Source organism: Pseudomonas sp. LBUM1678 (assembly GCF_059695575.1).
On the sequence record NZ_CP166775.1, the window covers coordinates 6,680,286 to 6,703,604 of the forward strand.

24 protein-coding genes and 1 pseudogene are annotated in these 23,319 nt (G+C 58.8%); 5 read left to right on the forward strand and 20 right to left on the reverse strand.

The genetic code is table 11. From position 1 onward, the window contains the following. Positions 1–9: 9 nt before the first annotated feature. The 14 genes and pseudogenes from tssG to ACA070_RS30555 form a co-directional block, all read right to left on the reverse strand. Positions 10–1,017 (reverse strand): type VI secretion system baseplate subunit TssG, encoded by a 1,008-nt coding sequence (gene tssG, locus ACA070_RS30490; RefSeq protein ID WP_497449483.1) that lies wholly within the window; start codon positions 1,015–1,017, stop codon positions 10–12. Beyond that, a complete protein-coding gene (tssF, locus tag ACA070_RS30495; RefSeq protein WP_403099863.1) occupies positions 981–2,768 on the reverse strand; it encodes a type VI secretion system baseplate subunit TssF in 1,788 nt (595 codons plus the stop codon). Before tssF ends, tssG begins: the two co-directional genes overlap by 37 nt. Before the next feature lie 24 nt (positions 2,769–2,792). After that, the gene (locus ACA070_RS30500; RefSeq protein WP_497449484.1) at positions 2,793–3,260 is read right to left on the reverse strand and encodes a hypothetical protein; all 468 of its coding nucleotides are present in this window, start codon (positions 3,258–3,260) and stop codon (positions 2,793–2,795) included. Beyond that, positions 3,247–3,540, reverse strand: a complete 294-nt coding sequence (locus tag ACA070_RS30505) for a hypothetical protein (protein ID WP_497449485.1) — start codon at positions 3,538–3,540, stop codon at positions 3,247–3,249. The genes ACA070_RS30500 and ACA070_RS30505 overlap by 14 nt, the downstream gene beginning before the upstream one ends. Then, positions 3,537–3,842 carry a hypothetical protein gene (locus tag ACA070_RS30510; RefSeq protein WP_497449486.1) on the reverse strand — a complete coding sequence of 102 codons (306 nt, stop codon included), beginning with the start codon at positions 3,840–3,842 and terminating at the stop codon, positions 3,537–3,539. Before ACA070_RS30510 ends, ACA070_RS30505 begins: the two co-directional genes overlap by 4 nt. Then, on the reverse strand, positions 3,842–4,594 hold the full coding sequence (locus ACA070_RS30515) for a hypothetical protein (RefSeq protein WP_497449487.1): 753 nt from the start codon (positions 4,592–4,594) through the stop codon (positions 3,842–3,844). Before ACA070_RS30515 ends, ACA070_RS30510 begins: the two co-directional genes overlap by 1 nt. A gap of 5 nt (positions 4,595–4,599) precedes the next feature. Next, entirely contained in the window at positions 4,600–5,106 is a 507-nt protein-coding gene (locus tag ACA070_RS30520; RefSeq protein WP_497449488.1) for a PAAR domain-containing protein, read from the reverse strand. Positions 5,107–5,116: 10 nt separating this feature from the next. After that, complete coding sequence (gene tssE / locus ACA070_RS30525; protein WP_008150080.1) at positions 5,117–5,524, reverse strand: type VI secretion system baseplate subunit TssE; 408 nt, start codon at positions 5,522–5,524, stop codon at positions 5,117–5,119. Positions 5,525–5,538: 14 nt separating this feature from the next. Beyond that, the gene (tssC, locus tag ACA070_RS30530) at positions 5,539–7,014 is read right to left on the reverse strand and encodes a type VI secretion system contractile sheath large subunit (RefSeq protein ID WP_109626782.1); all 1,476 of its coding nucleotides are present in this window, start codon (positions 7,012–7,014) and stop codon (positions 5,539–5,541) included. A 28-nt stretch (positions 7,015–7,042) separates the two neighbouring features. Further along, positions 7,043–7,546 carry a type VI secretion system contractile sheath small subunit gene (gene tssB, locus ACA070_RS30535; protein ID WP_010465292.1) on the reverse strand — a complete coding sequence of 168 codons (504 nt, stop codon included), beginning with the start codon at positions 7,544–7,546 and terminating at the stop codon, positions 7,043–7,045. A 32-nt stretch (positions 7,547–7,578) separates the two neighbouring features. After that, positions 7,579–9,135 (reverse strand): type VI secretion system protein TssA, encoded by a 1,557-nt coding sequence (gene tssA / locus ACA070_RS30540; protein WP_497449489.1) that lies wholly within the window; start codon positions 9,133–9,135, stop codon positions 7,579–7,581. A gap of 645 nt (positions 9,136–9,780) precedes the next feature. After that, positions 9,781–10,056, reverse strand: coding sequence for an HU family DNA-binding protein (locus tag ACA070_RS30545; RefSeq protein ID WP_003213368.1), 276 nt, complete (start codon positions 10,054–10,056; stop codon positions 9,781–9,783). A gap of 192 nt (positions 10,057–10,248) precedes the next feature. After that, positions 10,249–11,396: pseudogene (locus tag ACA070_RS30550) on the reverse strand (NAD(P)/FAD-dependent oxidoreductase). 21 nt (positions 11,397–11,417) lie between these two features. Continuing rightward, on the reverse strand, positions 11,418–11,585 hold the full coding sequence (locus ACA070_RS30555; protein ID WP_007954349.1) for a rubredoxin: 168 nt from the start codon (positions 11,583–11,585) through the stop codon (positions 11,418–11,420). 202 nt (positions 11,586–11,787) lie between these two features. Between ACA070_RS30555 and ACA070_RS30560 the strand changes: the two genes are divergently transcribed. Together ACA070_RS30560 and ubiA are read left to right on the forward strand one after the other, a co-directional pair. Continuing rightward, positions 11,788–12,351, forward strand: coding sequence for a chorismate--pyruvate lyase family protein (locus ACA070_RS30560; protein WP_497449490.1), 564 nt, complete (start codon positions 11,788–11,790; stop codon positions 12,349–12,351). After that, positions 12,351–13,241, forward strand: a complete 891-nt coding sequence (ubiA, locus tag ACA070_RS30565) for a 4-hydroxybenzoate octaprenyltransferase (protein ID WP_497449491.1) — start codon at positions 12,351–12,353, stop codon at positions 13,239–13,241. Before ACA070_RS30560 ends, ubiA begins: the two co-directional genes overlap by 1 nt. A gap of 133 nt (positions 13,242–13,374) precedes the next feature. Here ubiA and ACA070_RS30570 read toward each other — a convergent pair whose 3' ends face one another. Then, a complete protein-coding gene (locus ACA070_RS30570) occupies positions 13,375–13,761 on the reverse strand; it encodes a COG4315 family predicted lipoprotein (RefSeq protein WP_461956346.1) in 387 nt (128 codons plus the stop codon). Positions 13,762–13,913: 152 nt separating this feature from the next. Here ACA070_RS30570 and phoB point away from each other — a divergent pair, with 152 nt between their 5' ends. The 3 genes from phoB (at position 13,914) to ACA070_RS30585 (ending at position 17,435) form a co-directional block, all read left to right on the forward strand. Continuing rightward, complete coding sequence (phoB, locus tag ACA070_RS30575) at positions 13,914–14,603, forward strand: phosphate regulon transcriptional regulator PhoB (protein ID WP_008150066.1); 690 nt, start codon at positions 13,914–13,916, stop codon at positions 14,601–14,603. Between the two features lie 81 nt (positions 14,604–14,684). Continuing rightward, positions 14,685–15,971: a phosphate regulon sensor histidine kinase PhoR gene (gene phoR / locus ACA070_RS30580; RefSeq protein WP_497452043.1), complete on the forward strand. Its 1,287-nt coding sequence runs from the start codon at positions 14,685–14,687 to the stop codon at positions 15,969–15,971. Between the two features lie 123 nt (positions 15,972–16,094). Then, complete coding sequence (locus ACA070_RS30585) at positions 16,095–17,435, forward strand: hemolysin family protein (RefSeq protein WP_497306482.1); 1,341 nt, start codon at positions 16,095–16,097, stop codon at positions 17,433–17,435. A gap of 196 nt (positions 17,436–17,631) precedes the next feature. Here the strand turns inward: ACA070_RS30585 and ACA070_RS30590 are convergent, their stop codons facing one another. The 5 genes from ACA070_RS30590 to pstA all read right to left on the reverse strand — a co-directional run bounded on the left by ACA070_RS30590 (position 17,632) and on the right by pstA (position 23,312). Next, on the reverse strand, positions 17,632–18,528 hold the full coding sequence (locus ACA070_RS30590; protein ID WP_497449492.1) for a peptidoglycan DD-metalloendopeptidase family protein: 897 nt from the start codon (positions 18,526–18,528) through the stop codon (positions 17,632–17,634). A 207-nt stretch (positions 18,529–18,735) separates the two neighbouring features. Further along, positions 18,736–19,641 (reverse strand): response regulator, encoded by a 906-nt coding sequence (locus ACA070_RS30595; protein ID WP_497449493.1) that lies wholly within the window; start codon positions 19,639–19,641, stop codon positions 18,736–18,738. A 167-nt stretch (positions 19,642–19,808) separates the two neighbouring features. Further along, positions 19,809–20,570 carry a phosphate signaling complex protein PhoU gene (gene phoU / locus ACA070_RS30600; RefSeq protein WP_008150055.1) on the reverse strand — a complete coding sequence of 254 codons (762 nt, stop codon included), beginning with the start codon at positions 20,568–20,570 and terminating at the stop codon, positions 19,809–19,811. Between the two features lie 71 nt (positions 20,571–20,641). Then, on the reverse strand, positions 20,642–21,475 hold the full coding sequence (pstB, locus tag ACA070_RS30605; protein WP_461956351.1) for a phosphate ABC transporter ATP-binding protein PstB: 834 nt from the start codon (positions 21,473–21,475) through the stop codon (positions 20,642–20,644). Between the two features lie 166 nt (positions 21,476–21,641). Further along, the gene (pstA, locus tag ACA070_RS30610) at positions 21,642–23,312 is read right to left on the reverse strand and encodes a phosphate ABC transporter permease PstA (protein ID WP_497449494.1); all 1,671 of its coding nucleotides are present in this window, start codon (positions 23,310–23,312) and stop codon (positions 21,642–21,644) included. Positions 23,313–23,319 lie beyond the last annotated feature (7 nt).

Here is a 23,319-nt window from a genome sequence, read left to right on the forward strand (position 1 = left end):
CATCTGTCCTTAATGAATTTTGCTGCCCAGGGTCACCACGCCGTCCGCTTTCTCGCGGCCCAGCCAACTGGTCCATCCCAGGCGACAGGCGTTTTGCTCACCGATGCGCAGTTCGCGGATTTCTTCCTGGCGCAACACCAGGCGAATGTCGTAATCGAGCGGGTCACGCAGGGTGAACCGCACCAGCGCGCACAGCGGCTGGTAGCCGAAACCGATCGGCAGGAATTCGTGAAAGCGTTGCCAGTCGAGCTCGCGAATGTGGATGCGGAATTTGCCGCTGCGGTCGCGCACGTGTTCGCCCAGCACCAGGTCTTCACCCAGCAGGCTGTTGGCGCGACCCAAACGATTGCGCTGCTCGTCGAGAATTTCCACGCGGCGTTCGATGCACTGCTCGATGGTCAGTTCGGCGTGCTTGAAGTAGTAACGCAGCACAGCTTCGATCAGCGCCGCCGAGTGCGCCCGCAAGCTGAGCAAACCGAGGTACGGCAGCAGGCGTTTCCAGTTCAGTTCCTGGGCCTTGCGGATCTCTTCGCCGCCCAGGCCGATCAAGGCAAACAGCTGCGCCGAGAATGGGTCGAGGGCACCGCTCTCAAAACTGGCGCGGTAGCGGTACTTGCGCCAGATCGGCAGCATCAGCCGTTGCAGGCGATGGTGAAACAGGTCGAGGAAGTTGCGGGTCGGGTTGCCGTCTTCGCTGTCGCCCAGGGCCTGCTCACCGTAGAACGCCGGCAGCGGCGAACCGGAACCGACCAGGCCGATCAGGTTGAAACGCAGGCGCGCGCGCATTTGTCCGTGCTCGTGGAAAAACTCCACACGATCGACGTCACTGCCCGGGAAACCCAGGCTCGGGTTGGCCTGGAATTCCAGCTGGTCGTACAGATCGTCCTGGCTCAGGTGCGGGTGGGCCTCGCGCAGCCGGTCAACCACCAGCAGCACGGCCTGAAACAGCGAGTACTCGCGTATTCCTCGGGTCAGTCCACTTAAAGCAGCGGCTGAAGGCCCATACGTGGTGTCCATTGGTACACCTCTCCCTGTGTGCTTTTTACCCGCAGCTCGTGGTACGAATTGAGACTGGCGTAAAGCGCGAAAAACTCGTTAAGAACCGAGGCGAAAACGAACAGGTCGCCCTCGCCGATATACCCTTCCGGGTCGATGGTCAGCTCGGTGCGCAACCCGCGTACCGGCAACCCTCGGTGCAACCGGTCGACGTGTTGGTGCTTGATCGACTTGAGCCCGCCCAGCAGGCGTTTGCTGACTTTTTCAGCGTGTTGGTCGTAGTAGCGCGGCAGGTCGTAGGTTTCCAGAATCACCTTCAACGCATTGACGTCGGCCAGCGACAAATAGTTAAGCGACATGTTGCTGATCAGCTTCCAGAGGAAGTCGCGGTTCAGCGGCGGTGCGTAACTCGGCGTGGCCGGGGTGATGTTGCGGAAACTCAGGAACTCCGGCGTCTCTTCACAGGCCTGGCTGATGTCGCCGAGCTTGAGCTTTTTGGGCAGGTTCTGGTTGGTGCACATCAGCTCGATCGACAGGGTTTCGTGGGCTTCGGTGTGGCGGATGCCGAAGCTCAGGTAGGTGTCGAGGCCGTCGTGCAACAGCGACGAACGCTGGCGGATGCTGTAATGCGGACGGCTGTTGGGCACGTCGAAACTCGGGTCGTGCTCGAAGGATTCGAACGGCACGTATTCCTGATAACCGAGGCCGCCGGGTTTCCATCCCGTCACGGTTTCCACCGAGAACACGCCGCAGTTTTGCAGATCGAATTCGGCGGGCAGCAGCAGGTATTCGTCTTGCTTGCCGTCGAGGCGGATCGGCAGTGCGTCGTGCTTGAACAGGTTCACAATCGGCGTGCAGTAGAGCTTCACGTTGTCCAGCGTCGGACGCATCCGCATGATGCCGCTCTTGCGAATGTCGAAACGCAATTCGAGACCGCGCATTTGCTTGAGCGTGTCTTCCGGCAATGCCTTGAGCATGTCCAGGCCGTTGACGTCGACGAACAAGAATTTGTCCTGGAAGGCGAAATATTCCTGAAGGTAGCGATAGCCACGGAAGGTGTTCAGCGGATACGGGATCAACGCTTCTTCTTCAGCAAAACCCACCGGCTGCACACGGTCGCCGGGCATCTTGAACGCCATCGGCATGCCGTTGACACCGTTGATGGGCTTGCCCGCGCCGTCCAGTGGAATCAGCTCAATGCCTTCCAGATTGCGTAGCAGGCTGAGGTACAGCATCTGGCTGATGTAGCGCTCGCCAGCGAAATGCAGACGCAGACGGCTCAACTCCAGCTCGCCCAAGTGACCGTCTGCGCTCATCTCCAGACGCAGGCTCAACAGCGAACCGTCGCCCTTCACCGAATAATTCAGCGCGGCCAGATCCAGCGGCAAGACTTCGGTCGGGTAGCAGGTGCGGAAGCGGCAACGCACGTCATCGATCGGCACACTTTCAATCGGCGTGTCGCGTTCGACCATCAACGCAGGCCCCGAACGCTTCAACGGATCGAACTGCAAAATGCTGAACGCCGGCAGCGGCCGCATGTAGTTGGGCCACAGCAGGTGCATCAGGGAATGGCTGAGCTCCGGCAGTTCGTCATCGAGCTTCTGACGCAGGCGACCAGTCAGGAATGCAAAACCTTCCAGCAACCGCTCCACGTCCGGATCCCGCCCGGCCTGACCGAGGAAAGGCGCCAACGCCGGGCTACGCTCGGCGAATCGACGACCTAACTGGCGAAGTGCGGTGAGTTCGCTTTGGTAGTAGTGGTTAAAGGACACGGGGTACCTTCCTGGTGGTGGAACTCATGAAAAAAACGTCCTGTAGAGCGCGACTGTAAGACCGGCAACTACGTAACCGGCGATGAGCAGGTACGGTAGAAAAGCCAGCCAGCCAAACATCATCGGGAGCCCGGCAACGCTCCCCAGAAGAACAAAGGCCAACCCACAAATCATCCAAGGAGCGGCGTAAAAAGGGATGAACGTCAGCGGTGCGCGCCACACACTTCTTAAAATTTGCTGTTCGGTTTTTCCATTCAGTACTCGCGTTGCCCACAGGGCAAAGGCGATATAGGCCGGGATTCCGAATGAGAGAACGTAGATCAACATCATTTGCTGCCAGTCCAGAACCGCCGCGTATCCGGTACCCTGCTCGACCAGTGCCAAAGCCAACATCACCAGGAGCGGAGACCAGAGCGCTACTCTGAAAAAATTTTGATTAGGGCAGCATTCGCTTTTTTGAATGCTCTGCGCCGAATCATCAGTAAATTTCACTGAACACCCATTGATTGAAACTATAAAGAGCAACAACACCTACAGCAGTGACAACCAAGGAATTAAATCCACCTTGCAAGCGTTTCGACCTAACAACAACCACCACGAACTTTACAAAATAATAAAAAGCAAACGCCATCATCAGAATATAAAGCACAATACAAAAAATAAACAAACTGCCGTAAACATCGACACCCTTCACTGACCATGCAGTTTTTGGGTCAGTGAATGACATGAGCAGCAAAATCGCAGAGACAAAAAAATATAAATAGCTAATCACGACATTGGCCCACCTGAAAAAAACAAAGGAAGCACAAAGAGCACCAACAAGCTGATTATCCAAAGAACAAATAAATAGTAGTTACTAGGCATTCTGCAGTCTGCCCAACCTTTGACCACCCCATAACCAATAGCGAACTGCAACAGTAAGAACGAGATAATCCCCAACGGAACGGATAGCAAATAGCTATAAGGCTCAGCAAATCCAGACCGGACAACTGCATAAATTCCGGACAAGGCAAACGGTGCGATCAAAGCGATTGCGATGATGATGATTGCTCTGACTGTTTTTGCGCTACTCATCAACGCAATCCCTGTGCATAGAGGGACTTTGCCAACTCTAGGCGGCGCTGCTCGCCTGAAGGGCCGTCAATACCGTAGTAAAAGTGTCCGACACCTTCCTTACGTTCGCTGGACTCCGTCATCTGCGAGCCAAGCAGAGGAGCGTGCTCAGCCAAGTCAAAAAATGACATGCCTGCGTGGATTGGGTCGCCATGCTCCTTCAAATCAAGCACGACTACATGCTTGATAAGAGATTGTTGCCTGACTTCCCCAAGCATTTCTTCAGAAATTGGCGAACCTATCAGTACAAGATAATCAACTTCCTGCCCTTTATCGGCGTAATAAAGAGCAGATTGGGCGGCCACTAACGATCCAAAGGAATAACCAATAAGGTTGAAATGTCCACCGACTGGAATAGATCGACTTACGCCTAACGACTTCAAACTCCAGTCCGCCTCAACACTATACGGCCCGGTGTCCGACATGCCGTTAATCTTCTTAAGCCTGTAACGGTGTTTATTGACGCCAGCAACGGCATCAGCATATTGGCCTTCCGTGTTACGCCCTACTACTGCACCACTGATACCCGCCATACGTAGTGATTTAATCTGATCATCAATATATCCACCGGTCATCCCAGCGCCACCGAGATAAACAGTAAGACCATCTTCCACCACAATTTTTTTGGGTGTTCGGTCCGCAGTAGCAGTACTGCTGGCCGAAGCGATTTTTTTAAATATCCCTGTTGATGTTTCCAATACGTTAGTCGTCATTTACATCAATCCTCTGACGCAACGTAGATGTCGACGTTTTCAGCGCTGCTGTGCCGTGCCACTCGATGAGTCAGGCCTGTATCACTGGAAACGCCTTCCTCTTGAAGACCATTTTCCCGGATCAAGAGATATCGACGGTTCGCCATAGGCGCTCCGCGTTTGTCAGTCAGGACAAACTGCTCATCAAACCCAGGAAGAATCAAAGGCAACGGCGGAACAAACGGCACCGGCGAATGCGAATTCCCGATAATCACCGTCCCGGACCCGGCCGTAACCTTGTTGCCATGTGTCCCGACCGAATCCACCGTCGCAGCCGGTTTGCCGTTAATCAAAACCGTCGTCGCCAACCCGCCCGACATCGCACCACCACACGCCGAGGCATCGCCTTGGCGGGCGGCCGCGAGGCCGTCGAAGAAGACGTCGCCGGAACCGGCGGCGATCGGGTTGGTGCCGTGGCCGGGGAGCGGGCAAGCGGTGGGGTCGGATACGCGGGCTGCGGGTTTGCCGGACATACGAATCTCCTTAGTTGACCTTGACTTGACCGCTGCCATCCAGGCGCGCGGCGAAACTGACCTGACGCTTGAAACCATCAACTTCCAGCAAGCCTTCGATGCTGAAGGACAGGCGAAGCTGATCGTGATCACGCGGCAGGGAGATGACACGCACATTGCTCAGGCGTGGCTCGTAGGCTTCGATGAAATTTTCGATGGCCAGACGGGCCTGACTCAGGGAGTCGTGCAGGCTCAGACGCATGTCATTGAGATCGGGTAGCCCGTAATCGGACAGCGTTTGCACGCTGCCCGCACGGGTGCTGAGCATCTTGGCCAGATGGGCAGCCACGGACGCCATGGCGGAGACTTCGCGGCTCCAGCCGACGCGTTTGTCCGCGTCGCCACCCAGGCGTTCGAAAAGGCTGCCGTATCCAGTCATGACTCAGGCTCCTCTTACTCTTTGTCCAGCTTGCCAACCAGCGACAGGGTGAAATCGGCACCCATGTACTTGAAGTGCGGGCGCACGTTCAGGCTGACGCGGTACCAGCCAGGCTCGCCTTCAACATCGCTGACGATGATCTGGGCAGCGCGCAGTGGACGACGGCCACGGACTTCGGCGCTTGGGTTTTCCTGGTCGGCCACGTACTGGCGGATCCACTTGTTCAGTTCCAGCTCGAGGTCGGTACGTTCTTTCCACGAACCGAGTTGCTCGCGCTGCAGCACTTTCAAGTAGTGAGCCAGGCGGTTGACGATCATCATGTACGGCAGTTGGGTGCCGAGCTTGTAGTTCAGCTCTGCAGCCTTGCCTTCTGCACTGATGCCGAAGAACTTCGGCTTCTGCACCGAGCTCGCGGAGAAGAACGCCGCGTTGTCGGAGCCTTTGCGCATGGTCAGGGAGATGAAGCCTTCCTCGGCCAGTTCGTATTCACGACGGTCGCTAACCAATACTTCCGTAGGAATCTTGGTTTCGATTTCGCCCATGCTTTCGAAGTGGTGCAACGGCAGGTCTTCAACCGCGCCACCGCTCTGCGGGCCGATGATGTTCGGGCACCAGCGGAATTTGGCGAAGCTGTCGGTCAGCTTGGTGCCGAACGCGTAGGCGGTGTTGCCCCACAGGTAGTGCTCGTGGCTGTTGGCGACGGTTTCTTTGTACACGAACGATTTGACCGGGTTTTCTTCCGGGTCGTACGGGTTGCGCAGCAGGAATCGCGGCACGGTCAGGCCAACGTAACGGGAGTCTTCCGACTGGCGGAAGCTCTGCCATTTGGCGAATTGCGGGCCTTCGAAGTGATCTTTCAGATCCTTCAGGTCCGGCAGGCCGGTGAAGCTTTCCAGGCCGAAGAATTTCGGGCCGGCGGCGGCAATGAACGGTGCGTGGGACATGCAGGCAACGCTGGACACGTACTGCATCAGTTTCACGTCCGGCGAGCTTGGGGACATGAAGTAGTTGGCGATGATCGCGCCAACCGGCTGACCACCGAACTGGCCGTATTCAGCGGTGTAGATGTGCTTGTACAGACCCGATTGCATCACTTCCGGCGAATCGTCGAAATCGTCCAGCAGGTCTTCTTTGGAGACGTTGAGGATTTCGATCTTGATGTTTTCGCGGAAGTTGGTGCGATCGACCAGCAACTGCAGGCCACGCCACGACGATTCCAGGGACTGGAAGTCAGGGTGGTGCAGGATTTCGTCCATCTGACGGCTGAGCTTGGCATCGATCTCGGCGATCATGCGGTCAACCATGGCTTTCTTGACCGGCTCACCGTTGTTCTGCGGCTTGAGCAGCTCTTCGATAAAGGCCGACACACCGCGCTTGGCGATGTCGTAGGCTTCGTCGTCCGGCGTCAGGCGGGTCTCGGCGATGATGCTGTCGAGAATGCTGTATTCGCCGTTCTCTTTGCTCTTTTGCTGTGCTGCGCTAGTGCTCATTGTGTTGGCTTCCTTGGCTGATGGAGACTCAAGCGTCCTGGGCTGCGGCGTTCAGGCCCAGCTCACCCAGTACGCGACCGCGGGATTCGTCGTCGGCGAGAACGCCTTCGATGGCTTTGCGGAACGCAGGCGCGTTACCCAGCGGGCCTTTGAGGGCCACCAGCGCGTCGCGCAGTTCCATCAGTTTTTTCAGCTCGGGCACTTGCTCGACCAGCGAGGCCGGGTTGAAGTCCTTCATCGAGTTGACGCGCAGTTTCACGGCCAGTTCTTCAGTGTCACCTTCTTCCTGAAGACGGTTCGGCACGCTCAGTGTCAGGCTCAGCTCTTGCTTGGCCAGCACTTCGTCAAACGTCATCTTGTCGATGCTGATCGGCTTGCGATCTTCGACTTTGCGTTCGTCCTTGCGGTGGGTGTAGTCACCGATTGCCAGTAGTTTCAACGGCAGTTCGATCTCTTCCTGGGCACCACCGGTGGCAGGTTTGAAAGTGACGTTGATGCGTTCCTTGGGGGCTACCGAGCCTTCTTTGGCCATGGCTTTTCTCCTTGCGGTTGTGGCCCTGGGGCCTATTCGAGTACCACTTCGAGATCGAGGTGGCACAGCCTGCGATAAATCTCTTCCTTGCGTTCACGTACGGCATGATTCTGCGGCAACAACTCGCAGCAGCTATGCAGTAAATGCAGCACTTCCAGCGCAAGATCGGGCTCCCAGGCGTTCAGGCCTGAGTCCTGTAATGTTTGGTCGAGGGTTTCGAGTTGGGTCTTGGCCAGTTCGTATTTCTTGGCCATGAAGCACAGCCGCGCGAGGGCGAACTGCCAGAAGAAACGGACGCGTCCGCCGTGAGCGCTTTGCAGGCCCTGCTTGAGGATCTGCACGGCAGCCTTGAGGCCGTCCTTGCGCAGGATCGGCAGGACTTCTTCCAGCGCCACTTCCCAGGCCGGCTGGGTGTCGGCAACTTCGACCTTGCGCGGCGCACTGGCGCTTTGCAGGTGCGGCATGACGTTGGCGCTGATCCAGGCGCGGGTGGCCGGATCGGCGAACGGCGCGCCGTCGTGGAAACGCAATTCGACGATGCCGGGCAGGCGCTGAATCAAAAGCGCGAAGTGGATTTCCACTTCGCGCATTGCCATCTCGGCATTCAGGCCCTGGAGGCATTCCCAGACCATTCGCTGGCCGTCGAACCAGAACGGCGCCTTCGCCAGGCTCGCCTCCAGTTCCACCAGCAGGTCGGCGTATTTGGCCTGATCGTAACGGTCCTGATAGGCCTTGAGCTTGTCCGCGGGCAAGCCGCGCAGCACGGTGATTTGCTCGGCGTTACGCTCAGGCACCGCGTCGATAGGCAACCACAGCAGCGTGCGATTGAGGCGCAGGGCGCGCAGGTCGGTGGCTTTCTGCTTGAGCCACCAGGCACACAACGGACGGGCGCTTTCCTGCTGGGCGCGCAGGGCTTTGTGGGCTTCTTTTTCGTTGTCGATCGGTGCGCCGGGGGTGAACAGCTGCGTAGCGGCCTGTTTGACCTGAGCCACGGCGGCACCCACCACGCCGGGTTCCGGCTGGTTGTCAGCGGCGCGCTGCACCATGTTTTTCAGGCGGCGGGAGATCGGCAGCAGCAGTGGTGCATCGTCGCCCAAGTGCTCGGTGCAAGCGGCATCGAGCCCTTCCAGGTGTTCGACCAGCCGCCGGAACATCGGCAACTGCTCTTTGATCGCAACGTTTTCGGTCAGCACCTGCTCGAGGCGCGGCACCAGCCAACTGATCGCAGCGGAGCGGGTACGGGCCTTGTTCGGGTGAACTTCGGCCCAGTGGTTTTCGCACAGGTGGTGCAACAAACCGAGGCCGGCCAATAGGCCTTGAAAGGATTCACGCTGGTACAAGGCCCACGTCAGCCAGGCGCCAACGCGCAAATCCTTGGACTGGGTACGCAGCAGGTTTTCGCTGTTTTCGCGGATTTTCAGCCAGTCGATCTGACCGCTTTCGTGCATGGACGAGGCTTTCGCCAGCTCGCTTTCCAATGCCTCATATTCGCTCGAAAAGCGAACATCCTCGCCCGCGAAATTCTCTTTGGAAACAGAGGCTTTTGCGAGTTCAAGGTAATGAGCAGAAAGTTTGCTTGAGTAGGACATCCATGGCCTTTATTTAGGATTACGGTCGAACGCCAATTGCAGTTGCAGCGGCGCGGGACAGTATCAAAGAGCTGCGATGAATCTCATCCAATTGAGTTCGTGCTCTTTCAAGTGGGCGCATCGTAATCACAATGATGGCCACTAGCAAGCATCCGATTAAACAACAAGACGAACTGTTGTTTATTACGTGTAGGAGATCTCCCTATATGTGTAAGGGAATCCCCTGATGTCGATTTAATATTTCCCCCTTTAGCTGACAGCTCTGAAACCGCTGAGCCAGAGCGGCTGGTGAAACGTAAGATCGTGAATGGCTCCTGCGCGAAGGCAGGCGTGAAGCATGCCAACAATAAAGGAGGATGAATGTAGGAACTGTCCGAAAGATTGCGCTCATCTGCGAACAAACGAAGGGTGACAACAGACAATCGAGAAAGTGCCATCCTTATGATGGCACCTTATATAAGCAATACTTCTGTAAGGACGGCCGCGAACCATTGGAGGTGTGGACAGTTATTTTCCAACCTGTATTAATCAGTCCAGGAAACATATACAGAACTTAAAACCGCCCATAAAAAATGGGCACCCGATTCAATCGGTGTGCCCATTTTTCAATACGGTTCTCCCCGTTATTCAGGGAGTTCGCCGCAATTACGGATTAACGCTGTCTTTCAACGACTTGCCTGGCTTGAAGGCAACGGTGTTGCTGGCCTTGATTTTGACAGGCTCACCGGTTTGCGGGTTTTTGCCGGTGCGGGCACCGCGGTGGCGTTGCAGGAAGGTACCGAAGCCCACCAGCGTGACGCTGTCTTTGCGGTGCAGAGCGCCGGTAATTTCTTCGAGAACGGCGTTGAGAACGCGGTTGGCCTGCTCTTTGGTGAGATCTGCTTTTTCCGCGATGGCGGCGGCGAGTTCTGGTTTACGCATTAGTGAAGCCCCTTTGACGGTTTTTTGTTGTTATGTCCGTGCTGTTCTCGTTGGAACAGCGCCCAAGGCGCCGCAGATGCTCTACTCTGCGGCAGACGGGAGTGAGAATGGCACGCACGGAAGAGCCGCGCCAGTCTCGGCGCGACCTTTGTAGGGGCAAAAGCGGGGTGATTCCGACAGAACGACCGGTATTTACGCCAGCAGTGCCGGAAGCTCTTTGTTGAGGGCCAGTTTTTCCATCACCGCCGCGCCTGTCAGGGCATAACCGAGCAGTTTTCCACTGGCATCGCGGCACAATACTTTGATGTCCGCGCCCTGCCCTTCGACGGTCCAGACGCCCTCGGCGCCCCGTGGTGGTGGCGAAACCACCAACGGACAGACCGGGGTTTTCACGGTGATCGGCATCGGGCCATAACTCACGGCGGTGGGGTTGCCCGCGAGGGTTTGCGCCAGCGCCCTCGCACAGCTCGTCAGGGGCATTACGTACAACAAGTTCAGCCATCAACCTCGGCGCAGTCGCCCAGCGCGTAGATATTGGCGTGGGAGGTTTTCAGGTGGCGGTCGACCACCACGCCGCGATTGACCTGTACGCCGGCCGCTGCCGCCAGATCGATACGGGGACGCAGGCCAATGGCCGAGACCACCACGTCGCACGGAATCACCTGACCATCGGACAGATGCGCTTCCAGGCCGTCTTCGACGCGCTGCAAGCGGTTGAGTACCGGCCCTAGGTGGAAACGTGCGCCCAGGCTTTCCAGCCCGGCCTGAACCGCAGCGGCCGCCGCTGGGTGCAGCAGGGTCGGCATGACTTGCTCGCACGGTGCAACCAGTTGCACCTCGTAACCACCGAGCATCAAGTCATTGGCGAACTCGCAACCGATCAGGCCCGCACCGAGCAGCAACACCCGACGCTTGCCGGCGGCAGCGGCTCGGAAGCGTGCGTAATCTTCCAGGTCGTTGATCGGGAACACCGCATCAGCCGCGTCGCCTTCGATGGGCACCCGCACGGTTTCCGCGCCCCAGGCCAGGATCAGGTCGCGGTAAATTACCGCTTCCTCACCGATCCACAGGCGTTTGTGGCCCGGATCGATGCCGCTAATACGCGTATGAGTACGCACTTCGGCCTTCAATTGCTCGGCCATGGTGCCCGGCTCGGCCATGCTCAGGCCGTCGGCGTCCTTGTTCTTGCCGAAACCGGTGGAGAGCATCGGCTTGGAGTAGGAGCGTCCGTCATCGGCGGTAATCAGCAGCAGCGGGGTTTCGCCATCGAGCTTGCGAAACTCGCGGGCCAGGTTGTAGCCGGCCAGCCCAGTGCCCACGATCACGACAGGTGCGTTCATTCCTTACTCCTCGGTTTTTTGTTAGTTGATTTCGATCATTTCAAAATCCATCTTGCCGACGCCGCAGTCCGGGCATAGCCAGTCTTCCGGTACGTCTTGCCACAGCGTGCCCGGCGCAATGCCGTCGTCCGGCCAGCCGTCGGCTTCGTTATAGATCAGGCCGCAGACCACACATTGCCACTTTTTCATTCAAGTACTTCCTCAGGATTCAGGCTTATTGCCGGCGCGGACGGTCGCCAGGTGGAGCGATGCCGTCCGGCTCAGGGGCGTTTTGTACTGATCGGGCCCGGCAGATGCAAGCCTGTTCGGCGCGACGACGGCCCGGATCACTCAAAATCGCTGGCTGACATGGTAAGCTCGCCGCCTCATTTGCTGCCAATAATGACTCACTGTGCCGCACTCAAAATCCCCCTCCGCAACCCCGCTGTGGCTCCCTCAAAGCCAACTGACGCCCCTCCCCGACACGTCTACCCTCGACTGGCTGTTCGACGAAGGCTCCCTGACCCGACGACTGATCCGCTTGTCGAATGACGGCTTCAGCGTCACGCCGCTGTTTGAAGGCTGGCAACCGCTGCGCGCCGACGAATGTGCCGCGCTGGAGCTGGAAGAAGGCAGCGAAGGCTGGGTGCGCGAGGTGTATTTGCGCGGTCACGGCGAAGCGTGGGTGTTTGCCCGCAGCGTGGCGGCGCGCAGTGCCTTGCAGGGCGACGGCTTGCACATGGACGAACTGGGTAGCCGCTCGTTGGGCGAATTGCTGTTTTGCGATCAAGCATTCCAGAGGCGCGCCATCGAGGTTTGTCACTATCCTCAGGACTGGCTACCGCTGGCGTCCCGGGCACCGGAGCTGTGGGGCCGGCGCTCGCGTTTCGACCGTGGCGCCTTGAGTGTGCTGGTGGCCGAGATCTTCTTGCCGACCTTGTGGCTCGCCACCCGCGCCCACCCGGAGAACTGCTGATGTACCAGAGCCTGCTCAAGTCCCTGAACCGCTTGAACCCGCGGGCCTGGGACTTCATTCAACTGACCCGCATGGACAAGCCGATCGGCATTTATCTGCTGCTGTGGCCGACGCTGTGGGCGCTTTGGATTGCCGGCAAAGGTTCGCCATCCCTGGCCAACATTGTGATTTTCGTCCTTGGCGTGGTGCTGACCCGTGCCGGCGGCTGCGTGATCAACGACTGGGCAGATCGCAAGGTCGACGGCCACGTCAAACGCACCGAACAGCGTCCTTTGGTGAGCGGCAAGATCAGCTCCAGAGAAGCCCTGGTGTTTTTCGCGCTACTGATGGGCGTGAGTTTCCTGCTGGTGCTGTGCACCAATGCGGCCACGGTGTGGTTGTCGTTCGGCGGTCTGGCGCTGGCCTTCAGCTACCCGTTCATGAAGCGCTACACCTATTACCCGCAAGTGGTATTGGGCGCGGCGTTCTCCTGGGGCATGCCGATGGCGTTCACCGCCGAAACCGGTGAACTGCCCGCAGCCGCGTGGTTGCTGTGGATCGCCAACCTGCTCTGGACCGTAGGCTACGACACCTATTACGCGATGACCGACCGCGACGACGACTTGAAGATCGGCGTGAAATCCACGGCCATTCTGTTTGGCGATGCAGACCGGGTGATCATTCTGACGCTGCAAGGGTTGGCGCTGGGCTGCCTGTTGCTGGCGGGATCGAAATTCGAGCTGGGTGGCTGGTTCCACTTGGGACTGCTGGCGGCGGCGGGCTGTTTTGCGTGGGAGTTCTGGTACACCCGTGGCAAGGACCGGATGCGGTGCTTCAAGGCGTTCTTGCACAACCACTGGGCCGGGTTGGCGATTTTCGTGGGGATTGTGCTGGATTACGCGACGCGCTGAAGAAATACACAGCGTCCTGTGGCGAGGGAGCTTGCTCCCGCTGGGCCGCGAAGCGGACCCAAAAATCTGCGAGTGCTGCGCACTCGAGCGGGAGCAAGCTCCCTCGCCACGGGCTTAGCCAGTTGCTACAGGCTTACATTTTCGGCCCTTGGAGGATGTGCCACTTGTCCATCTTCTTGTCGCCCGTCATGTCTCCTGGCTTCTTGTCTTGAACGAAGTAGTACAGCGGCTTGCCGTCGAAGGCCCACTGCATCGTGCCGTCGTCACGCTTGATGATGGTCCACTTGCCTTCATCCTTGTCAGTCGCCTTGGCCATCAATGGCGGCCAGTTTTCTGCGCACTTGCCGGTGCACGCCGACTTGCCGCCAGTGTCGTTGTCGAAGGTGTACAACGTCATGCCTTTGTGGTCGACCATCATGCCGTCTTTAACCATGCCCGGGTCTTCAGCGAAGGCCATTGTCGGCAGCGTCAGCGCAGCAGTGACCAGCAGAGCCTTCCAGGATTGAGCGATGTGCTTCATGGAAACCTTCCTTTTGTGGTTGTCAGGATTCGGACTTAGAGCTTAGTTCAGGTTCGTGACAATCGCCGGTCGACTAAAATACTGTCACACGACTGCAATAATTCCGTTATCTAATGCGGCGCAAGACAGTTAAATGACAAGAGGATTAAGGCATGGTTGGCAGGAGCATTCTGATCGTCGACGACGAAGCGCCCATTCGCGAAATGATCGCCGTGGCGTTGGAAATGGCCGGCTATGACTGCCTGGAGGCTGAGAACTCGCAGCAGGCCCATGCCATCATCGTCGACCGCAAGCCGGACCTGATCCTGCTCGACTGGATGCTGCCCGGCACGTCCGGTATCGAGCTGGCACGTCGTCTCAAGCGCGATGAGCTGACCGGGGACATCCCGATCATCATGCTCACCGCCAAGGGCGAAGAGGACAACAAGATCCAGGGCCTGGAAGTCGGTGCCGACGACTACATCACCAAGCCGTTTTCCCCCCGTGAGCTGGTGGCGCGCCTCAAAGCCGTGCTGCGCCGTGCCGGCCCGACCGACGGAGAAACGCCAATCGAAGTCGGCGGCCTGCTGCTCGACCCGATCAGCCACCGCGTGACCATCGACGGCAAACCCGCCGAGATGGGCCCGACCGAATACCGTCTGCTGCAATTTTTCATGACTCACCAGGAACGCGCCTACACCCGTGGCCAGTTGCTGGATCAGGTCTGGGGCGGCAATGTGTATGTCGAAGAGCGCACCGTCGACGTGCACATCCGCCGTCTGCGCAAAGCCCTCGGTGATGCCTACGAAAATCTGGTACAAACCGTGCGCGGCACCGGTTACCGCTTTTCTACCAAAGCCTGACCAAGACCTTTCCCGCCCGACAAGCTGACAAGGACGCGTGTTCAATTGAACCAAAACTGGCATGGCACCCTGATCCGCCACATGCTGTTGCTGGTGACCGGCTGTTTGGTGATCGGCCTGATTACCGGCTACTACGGCTGGAGCCTCGCCGCGGGCCTGGGCCTTTACCTGGCCTGGACCCTCAAGCAATTGCTGCGGCTGCACGAATGGCTGCGACTGCACAAACCCGACGAAGCACCACCCGACGGCTATGGCCTGTGGGGTGAAGTGTTCGACAGCATCTACCACCTGCAACGCCGTGACCAACGTGTGCGCGGACGCCTGCAAGCGGTGATCGATCGGGTTCAGGAATCCACCGCCGCGCTGAAAGACGCCGTCATCATGCTCGACAGCGATGGCAACCTGGAATGGTGGAACCGCGCCGCCGAAACCCTGCTCGGCCTCAAGACACCGCAAGACAGCGGTCAGCCGGTCACCAACCTGGTGCGCCATCCGCGTTTCAAGGAATATTTCGAGCAGAACAACTACGCCGAACCGCTGGAAATCCCGTCGCCGACCAATGATCGCGTACGCATTCAGCTGTACATCACCCGCTACGGCAACAACGAACACTTGATGCTGGTGCGCGACGTGACGCGCATCCATCAGCTGGAACAGATGCGCAAAGACTTCATCGCCAACGTGTCCCACGAATTGCGCACACCGCTGACGGTGATCTGCGGCTACCTGGAAACCCTGCTCGACAACGTCGAGGAAGTGAACCCGCGCTGGACCCGTGCCTTGCAGCAAATGCAGCAGCAAGGCGGGCGCATGCAGACCTTGCTCAACGACTTGCTGTTGCTGGCCAAACTGGAAGCTACCGATTACCCCTCGGACAACCAGCCCGTGGTCATCGACGGCTTGCTGCAATCGATCACCGGCGATGCCCAGCAGTTGTCCGGCCAGAAAAACCAGCACATCACCCTGGAAGCCGATCCGACGATTCTGCTCAAGGGCAGCGAAGCCGAGTTGCGCAGCGCGTTTTCCAATCTGGTGTTCAACGCGGTGAAATACACCCCGGCCGAAGGCAATATCCGCATTCGCTGGTGGGGCGATGAGCAAGGCGCACACCTGAGCGTGCAGGACTCCGGAATCGGCATCGACAGCAAACACCTGCCGCGCCTGACCGAACGTTTCTACCGCGTCGACTCCAGCCGCAACTCCAACACCGGTGGCACTGGCCTCGGCCTGGCGATCGTCAAACACGTATTGCTACGACATCGCGCGCGGATGGAAATCAGCAGTGTGCCGGGGCATGGCAGCACGTTTACCTGCCACTTCGCACCGGCCCAAGTCACGAAAACCCGGGTCATCAGCACCGCCGACTGATACCGGCCAGCACTCGCCACTAGGCAATCATCAAGTCAGCCGCTACATTGGCTGACTTGTGCCTGCCTTTCAGGCACCGCATCGACCCCCTTTTCGAATACACGGAACCCGCAAAACTCCATCATGGACCCTTCCCCTGGCTTGACCCTCGCGACACTCTTCGCCGATTTCGGCATGATTCTTTTTGCTCTGATCCTGGTTTTGCTCAACGGCTTTTTCGTTGCGGCGGAATTTGCCATGGTCAAATTGCGCTCAACCCGGGTCGAGGCCATCGCTGAAAAAAACGGCTGGCGCGGACACATCCTGCGCACTGTTCACAGTCAGCTCGATGCGTACCTTTCGGCGTGCCAATTGGGTATCACCCTCGCCTCCCTGGGCCTTGGCTGGGTCGGTGAACCGGCGTTTGCGCACATCCTCGAGCCGCTGCTGGAAGCCGTCGGCGTGCAGTCACCCGAAGTGATCAAAGGCGTATCGTTCTTCGCTGCGTTCTTCGTCATCTCGTACCTGCACATCGTGGTCGGTGAACTGGCGCCGAAATCCTGGGCCATCCGCAAACCCGAGCTGCTGTCGCTCTGGACCGCGGTGCCGCTGTACCTGTTTTACTGGGCGATGTACCCGGCGATTTACCTGCTCAACGCCAGCGCCAACACGATCCTGCGGATCGCCGGCCAGGGCGAACCCGGCCCGCATCACGAGCACCATTACAGCCGTGAAGAACTGAAACTGATCCTGCACTCCAGCCGTGGCCAGGACCCGAGCGACCAAGGCATGCGTGTGTTGGCTTCCGCCGTGGAAATGGGCGAACTGGAAGTGGTCGACTGGGCCAACTCCCGGGAAGACCTGGTGACGCTGGAGTTCAACGCGCCGCTCAAGGAAATCCTGGCGATGTTCCGTCGCCACAAGTTCAGCCGTTATCCGGTGTATGACAGCGACAGTCAGGAGTTCGTCGGCCTGCTGCACATCAAGGACCTGCTGCTCGAATTGGCAGCCCTGGACCACATCCCCGAGTCGTTCAACCTCGCCGAACTGACCCGGCCGCTGGAACGAGTGTCGCGGCACATGCCGCTGTCGCAGCTGCTGGAGCAGTTCCGCAAGGGCGGCTCGCACTTCGCCCTGGTTGAAGAAGCCGATGGCAACATCATCGGCTACCTGACCATGGAAGACGTGCTTGAGGTGCTGGTCGGCGATATTCAGGACGAACACCGCAAGGCTGAACGCGGCATCCTCGCTTACCAGCCGGGCAAGCTGCTGGTGCGGGGCGACACGCCGCTGTTCAAGGTTGAACGCCTGCTGGGCATCGACCTGGATCACATCGAAGCGGAAACCCTCGCCGGGCTGATCTACGAAACCCTGAAACGGGTGCCGGAAGAGGAAGAAGTGCTGGAAGTCGAAGGCTTGCGGATCATCATCAAGAAGATGAAAGGGCCGAAGATTATTCTGGCCAAGGTGTTGATGCTGGATTAAGCGCGATACCTGTGGAGCGCGCGCTCTTTTGGTGAGGGATTAATCTGTGGCGAGGGGATTTATCCCCGTTGGGTCGCGAAGCGACCCCGTTCCCTTCCATCCGTGGACTATCAGGTACACCGTATTGACAGGCTTTGGGACGGCTTCGCCGTCCAACGGGGATAAATCCCCTCGCCACAGGTGATCTGCGTAGCCTTCATTGTTTGCCGAGCGCAAAGTTCGGCAGACTCCCCACCTGTTGATTGAACTGGTAAGGAATCGACACCAGCCCCAGCCCCGTATTGCGCTGCACCACAAAGTGCAAATGCGGCCCGCTGCTGTTACCGGTATTGCCCGACAGTGCCAGCGCACTCCCCACTGCTACCCGTTGCCCCTCGCGAACGCTGACCGAACCTTGCTTGAGGTGCAGGTACACGCCCATGGTGCCGTCATCGTGCAGCACCCGCACGAAATTGCCCGACGGATCTGTGCCGCGCCCGGTCTGGGCATTCTCGGTTTTCACCACCACCCCACCACGCGCCGCAATGATCGGTGTGCCTTCGGGCATGGCGATGTCCATGGCGTAACGGTTCTTGGCGCCGAAATGGCTGTATTGACCGTTGGCGCCCTGACTCAGGCGAAACGGCCCACCACGCCAGGGCAACGGATACCGATAGGCCATGGCGGCCCCTGAAGGGTCGCCCAGGGAATATTCGAACCTTGGGGTGTACGCCAGCGGCCTTCCTGGCTTCGTCGCCGTGAGCAGCGCCAGACGAATGTTGCTGCGCGCCGGCATCACCCGGCGGATCGGCCGGCTCGGCGCGCCGCTGACATTCTGCAATCCTGCAAAACTCAGCTCGATCTCGACCGGCGCATACAGGTCATTGCGCACGTACACGTTGTCCACGCCTTTCTGCTTCTTGATCTCCAAGTACACCTGGCGCTCAAGGTGCTCGACCATGCGATCTCGAAAAACGAACACCTGGGAGCCTTTCGTGGGGCGGTCGCTGTAGGAGACCACGCCATTGGCGTCTTTGGATTTGTAGATCGTCATGGCCACAGCCGAGGTGGAGGCCATGAAAAGACCACAGAAAAACAGCAGGCGCGCGAGCATGGGCAAGAATCTGTCGAGTAAGGCCTGGGGAGGAGCCTAGCAGCTGCAATGGACCCGGGTAGTCGGCAGATGTTTCAAAATGGGCTGTTCAGCGGATGTGTGGTGAATTCGAGGGCCCCATCGCTAGCAGGCTAGCTCCCACAGGGGAATGCATTCCAATTGTGGGAGCTAGCCTGCTAGCGATAGCGGACTGTCAGGCGATGAAGATTACGCGCCTGGAACGAAATGCTTCTGCGCTGTACCACGGGCAATCAGGCGGGAGATGTAGTCGAGCTTCTGCGCATCCTGATCCACAAAGCGGAAGGTCAGTTGCAGCCAGTCGCTGTCGGGTTTCGGTTCAAACGCGACGATGGCATGCAGGTAGCCATTGAGGCGGGCGACTTCAGCGTTGTCGCCCTGCTCCAGGTCGAGCACGGCGCTGTCGAGGATTTGTGGCAGCGTGTCGGTGCGCTTCACCACCAGCAGCGCTTCCTTGATGCTCAAGGCTTTGATCACGCATTGCTGAATGCCGCTCGGCAAACGCAGCTGACCTTGACCCCGACCGCTGGCCGGTGCGGAAGCAGCGGCGGGTGCCTTGACCGGTGGGCTATTGAGCAAACCGCGTGAAGGTGCAGCCGCCGGTGCCGGAGCGGCGACCACGGCAGCCTTGCCACCGGTCAATGCGCTCAGGGAATCGTTGCCGAAGGCCGAATTCATTTTGGTCGGTGCACCGTTCATCAAGGCGTCGAGCTTGCCGACCTTGTTCAGCGCCTGCTTGACCTTGGTTAGCAGTTGTTCGTTGGTGAAGGGCTTGCTGACGTAGCCGGAAACGCCGGCCTGAATCGCCTGGACCACGTTCTCTTTATCGCCACGGCTGGTCACCATCACGAAGGGCATGGTCTTGAGGTTGTCCTGCTCGCGGCACCAGGTCAGCAATTCCAGGCCAGACATTTCCGGCATTTCCCAGTCACACAGCACCAGGTCGAACGCTTCCCTGGCCAGCATGGCCTGAGCCTTTTTGCCGTTGATGGCATCTTCTGTCCGGATACCCGGGAAGTAGTTACGCAGGCACTTCTTTACCAGGTCACGAATGAACGCCGCATCGTCCACCACCAACACACTGATCTTGCTCATCCACCACCCCTCGAAAAAATCCCGGCAAGCATACCGTTTTGCTGATGGCACATTGCCAAAAACCTTCAGTCACGCCGGGACTTTTCGTTCGCGGGTGCTGCTTTTGAAGTCGAAAACCACACAAAAAAACGCCCGGCCAAAGGACCGGGCGTTTTTCTTGGGCAGTCTTACTTATCGTCAGCTTTGCCCGGAACATTAGCGGTTTCGCCACTTGTGCCTTCAACTTCTTCTTTCATGCGCTTGAGGCCCAGGTGACGGACGTCGGTGCCGCGCACCAGATAAATCACCAGCTCCGAAATGTTGCGCGCGTGGTCGCCGATGCGTTCCAGCGAACGCAGCACCCAGATGATGCTCAACACCCGCGAAATAGAGCGCGGGTCTTCCATCATGTAGGTCGCGAGCTCGCGCAGTGCGGTCTTGTATTCGCGGTCGATGATCTTGTCGTACTGGGCCACCGACAACGCCAGGTCGGCGTCGAAACGGGCAAAGGCGTCCAGGGCGTCACGGACCATGTTGCGCACCTGGTCACCGATGTGGCGGACCTCGACGTAACCGCGCGGGGCCTCGCCTTCTTCGCACAACTGAATGGCGCGACGGGCGATCTTGGTCGCTTCGTCACCGATACGCTCCAGGTCGATCACCGATTTGGAGATGCTGATGATCAGACGCAAGTCCGACGCTGCCGGCTGACGGCGGGCCAGAATGCGCAGGCATTCTTCGTCGATGTTGCGTTCCATCTGGTTGATCTGGTCGTCGATCTCGCGAACCTGCTGCGCCAGGCCGGAGTCGGCCTCGATCAGCGCGGTCACCGCGTCATTAACCTGCTTTTCCACCAGACCGCCCATGGCCAGGAGGTGGCTGCGAACTTCCTCCAGCTCAGCGTTGAACTGCGCGGAGATGTGATGGGTAAGGCCTTCTTTACTAATCATGTTGGCGTCCTTGGAGCGTCCGGTAAGGTGCGGTGGACCGCAGCGTCAGTTCAGTGAGCAACAACAGCTTCCTAGCCGTAACGACCGGTGATGTAGTCCTCGGTCTGCTTCTTAGCCGGATTGGTGAACAGGGTGTCGGTGTCGCCGAATTCCACCAGTTTGCCCATGTACATGAATGCCGTGTAGTCGGAAACCCGCGCGGCCTGTTGCATGTTGTGGGTCACGATGACGATGGTGAACTTCGATTTCAATTCGTAGATCAGCTCTTCGACTTTCAACGTCGAGATCGGGTCGAGTGCCGAGCACGGTTCGTCGAGCAGCAGCACTTCCGGCTCTACGGCGATGGTGCGAGCGATCACCAGACGTTGCTGCTGACCACCGGACAGGCCGAGAGCCGATTCATGCAGACGGTCTTTGACTTCGTCCCACAGCGCCGCGCCTTTCAACGCCCACTCGACGGCTTCGTCGAGGATGCGTTTTTTGTTGATGCCCTGGATGCGCAGGCCGTATACCACGTTTTCGTAGATGGTTTTCGGGAACGGGTTCGGCTTCTGGAACACCATGCCGACGCGACGACGCAGTTCAGCCACGTCTTCGCCCTTGCGATAGATGTTGTTGCCGTACAGGTTGATTTCACCTTCTACGCGGCAGCCGTCGACCAGGTCGTTCATGCGGTTGAAGGTCCGCAGCAGGGTGGACTTGCCGCAGCCGGACGGGCCGATGAAGGCAGTCACGCGCTGTTTCGGGATGTTCAGGTTGACGTCGTACAGCGCTTGTTTGTCGCCATAGAACAGATTCAGGCCCGGCACTTCGATGGCCACGGTTTCCTGTTCAAGACTCAGGCTCTGCTTGTCACGACCCAGCGCAGACATGTTGATGCCGTGGGTATGTGCTTCGTGCTGCATGGGAGGCTCCCTGTGCTGACAAATTCGGTTCGGGGCCGCAGGCCAGGCCTGCGGTTACGCAATTCTTTGTAGGAGCCGGCTTGCTGGCGATGCAGACAACTCGGTCCCGCAGGCTCACCGCGGTGATGCCTTCGCCAGCAAGCCGGCTCCTACAGTTCGGTGTTGGTTAGCTATCCAGCGCTTTGTATTTTTCGCGCAGGTGGTTACGGATATAAACGGCCGACAGGTTCAATGTCGCGATCACCAGCACCAGCAGCAGCGCCGTGGCGTACACCAGCGGCCGCGCAGCTTCGACGTTCGGGCTCTGGAAGCCGACGTCATAGATGTGGAAGCCCAAGTGCATGATCTTCTGGTCCAGGTGAAGGTACGGGTAGTTGCCATCCAGTGGCAGCGACGGCGCCAGTTTCACCACACCCACCAGCATCAGCGGCGCCACTTCACCGGCGGCGCGTGCCACGGCGAGGATCATGCCGGTCATCATGGCCGGGCTGGCCATCGGCAGCACGATCTTCCACAAGGTTTCAGCCTTGGTCGCACCGAGGGCCAACGAGCCTTCACGTACGGTGCGGGGAATCCGCGCCAGGCCTTCTTCGGTGGCCACAATCACCACCGGCACCGCCAGCAGCGCCAGAGTCAAGGACGCCCAGAGCAGGCCCGGCGTACCGAAGGTCGGCGCCGGCAACGCTTCAGGGAAGAACAACCGGTCAACCGAGCCGCCGAGTACATAGACGAAGAAGCCCAGACCGAACACGCCGTAAACGATGGCCGGAACGCCCGCCAGGTTGTTCACCGCGATGCGGATAATCCGGGTCAACGCGTTCTGCTTGGCGTATTCACGCAGGTAAACCGCTGCCAGTACACCGAACGGGGTCACGATCATCGCCATGATCAGGGTCATCATCACGGTGCCAAAAATCGCCGGGAAGATCCCGCCTTCGGTGTTCGCTTCACGCGGGTCGTCGCTGAGGAACTCCCAAACCTTGCTGAAGTAGAAACCGATCTTGGTCATCGTGCCCATGGCGTTCGGCTGATAAGCGTGAACCACTTTGCCGATGTCGATGACGACTTCTTTGCCGTTGGCATCGCGGGCCGTCAGGCTGTCGCGGTTGAACTGGGCGTGCAGATCGGCAAGACGTGCTTCGATGTCCTGATAACGTGCGTTCAGTTCGGCGCGCTCGGATTCCATGTCCGCTTGTGCGGCGGCGTCGAGGGTGCCGGCCAGTTCCAGCTTGCGACCGTGCAAGCGGATGCGTTCGAGGCCGGCGTTGATCGCGCCGATGTCGACTTTTTCCAGGGTCTTGAGCTGTGCAGCGAGCTCGTTGACGCGGGCAACGCGAGCCTGCAACTCAGGCCACGCGGCTTCGCCTTCAGCAATAACCTTGCCTTCCTGTTTGACGTTGACCAGGTAGCCGTAGAAATTGCCCCACTCGCGGCGCTCGATGGCCATCAGCTCCGGCGGCGTCTTCTGGTTGGTCAGCCACTCGCCGACGATCCAGGTGAAGTCGTTGCCGTTCAAGTCACGGTTGCCGACCTTGATCAGCTCCCGGGTCATGAACTCCGGGCCCACGTCGGGCACTGGCAGACCGGCACTTTTCAGGCGCTCGCGCGGCACTTCTTCTTTCTGCACGATTTCGCCGATGACCAGGTGATTGGCCTGGCCCGGCACGTCGTAGCTGGCGTGAATCAAATCCGCCGGCCAGAAGTGACCCAGACCGCGCACGGCAATCACCGCCAGCAAGCCAATGGTCATGATGACCGCGATGGACACCGCGCCACCGCTGATCCAGACGCCTGGGGCGCCGCTCTTGAACCATCCATTCAGGGAGTTCTGTTTCACAGACTTC

Excerpts from the sequence above, each read along its gene's own strand:
- tssG (WP_497449483.1), bottom strand. The coding sequence starts at position 1,017 with ATGGACACCACGTATGGGCCTTCAGCCGCTGCTTTAAGTGGACTGACC.
- ACA070_RS30510 (WP_497449486.1), bottom strand. The coding sequence starts at position 3,842 with ATGAGTAGCGCAAAAACAGTCAGAGCAATCATCATCATCGCAATCGCT.
- ACA070_RS30515 (WP_497449487.1), bottom strand. The coding sequence starts at position 4,594 with ATGACGACTAACGTATTGGAAACATCAACAGGGATATTTAAAAAAATC.
- ACA070_RS30520 (WP_497449488.1), bottom strand. The coding sequence starts at position 5,106 with ATGTCCGGCAAACCCGCAGCCCGCGTATCCGACCCCACCGCTTGCCCG.
- tssE (WP_008150080.1), bottom strand. The coding sequence starts at position 5,524 with ATGACTGGATACGGCAGCCTTTTCGAACGCCTGGGTGGCGACGCGGAC.
- tssC (WP_109626782.1), bottom strand. The coding sequence starts at position 7,014 with ATGAGCACTAGCGCAGCACAGCAAAAGAGCAAAGAGAACGGCGAATAC.
- tssB (WP_010465292.1), bottom strand. The coding sequence starts at position 7,546 with ATGGCCAAAGAAGGCTCGGTAGCCCCCAAGGAACGCATCAACGTCACT.
- tssA (WP_497449489.1), bottom strand. The coding sequence starts at position 9,135 with ATGTCCTACTCAAGCAAACTTTCTGCTCATTACCTTGAACTCGCAAAA.
- ACA070_RS30545 (WP_003213368.1), bottom strand. The coding sequence starts at position 10,056 with ATGCGTAAACCAGAACTCGCCGCCGCCATCGCGGAAAAAGCAGATCTC.
- ACA070_RS30555 (WP_007954349.1), bottom strand. The coding sequence starts at position 11,585 with ATGAAAAAGTGGCAATGTGTGGTCTGCGGCCTGATCTATAACGAAGCC.
- ubiA (WP_497449491.1), top strand. The coding sequence starts at position 12,351 with ATGTACCAGAGCCTGCTCAAGTCCCTGAACCGCTTGAACCCGCGGGCC.
- ACA070_RS30570 (WP_461956346.1), bottom strand. The coding sequence starts at position 13,761 with ATGAAGCACATCGCTCAATCCTGGAAGGCTCTGCTGGTCACTGCTGCG.
- phoB (WP_008150066.1), top strand. The coding sequence starts at position 13,914 with ATGGTTGGCAGGAGCATTCTGATCGTCGACGACGAAGCGCCCATTCGC.
- phoR (WP_497452043.1), top strand. The coding sequence starts at position 14,685 with ATGCTGTTGCTGGTGACCGGCTGTTTGGTGATCGGCCTGATTACCGGC.
- ACA070_RS30585 (WP_497306482.1), top strand. The coding sequence starts at position 16,095 with ATGGACCCTTCCCCTGGCTTGACCCTCGCGACACTCTTCGCCGATTTC.
- ACA070_RS30590 (WP_497449492.1), bottom strand. The coding sequence starts at position 18,528 with ATGCTCGCGCGCCTGCTGTTTTTCTGTGGTCTTTTCATGGCCTCCACC.
- ACA070_RS30595 (WP_497449493.1), bottom strand. The coding sequence starts at position 19,641 with ATGAGCAAGATCAGTGTGTTGGTGGTGGACGATGCGGCGTTCATTCGT.
- phoU (WP_008150055.1), bottom strand. The coding sequence starts at position 20,570 with ATGATTAGTAAAGAAGGCCTTACCCATCACATCTCCGCGCAGTTCAAC.
- pstB (WP_461956351.1), bottom strand. The coding sequence starts at position 21,475 with ATGCAGCACGAAGCACATACCCACGGCATCAACATGTCTGCGCTGGGT.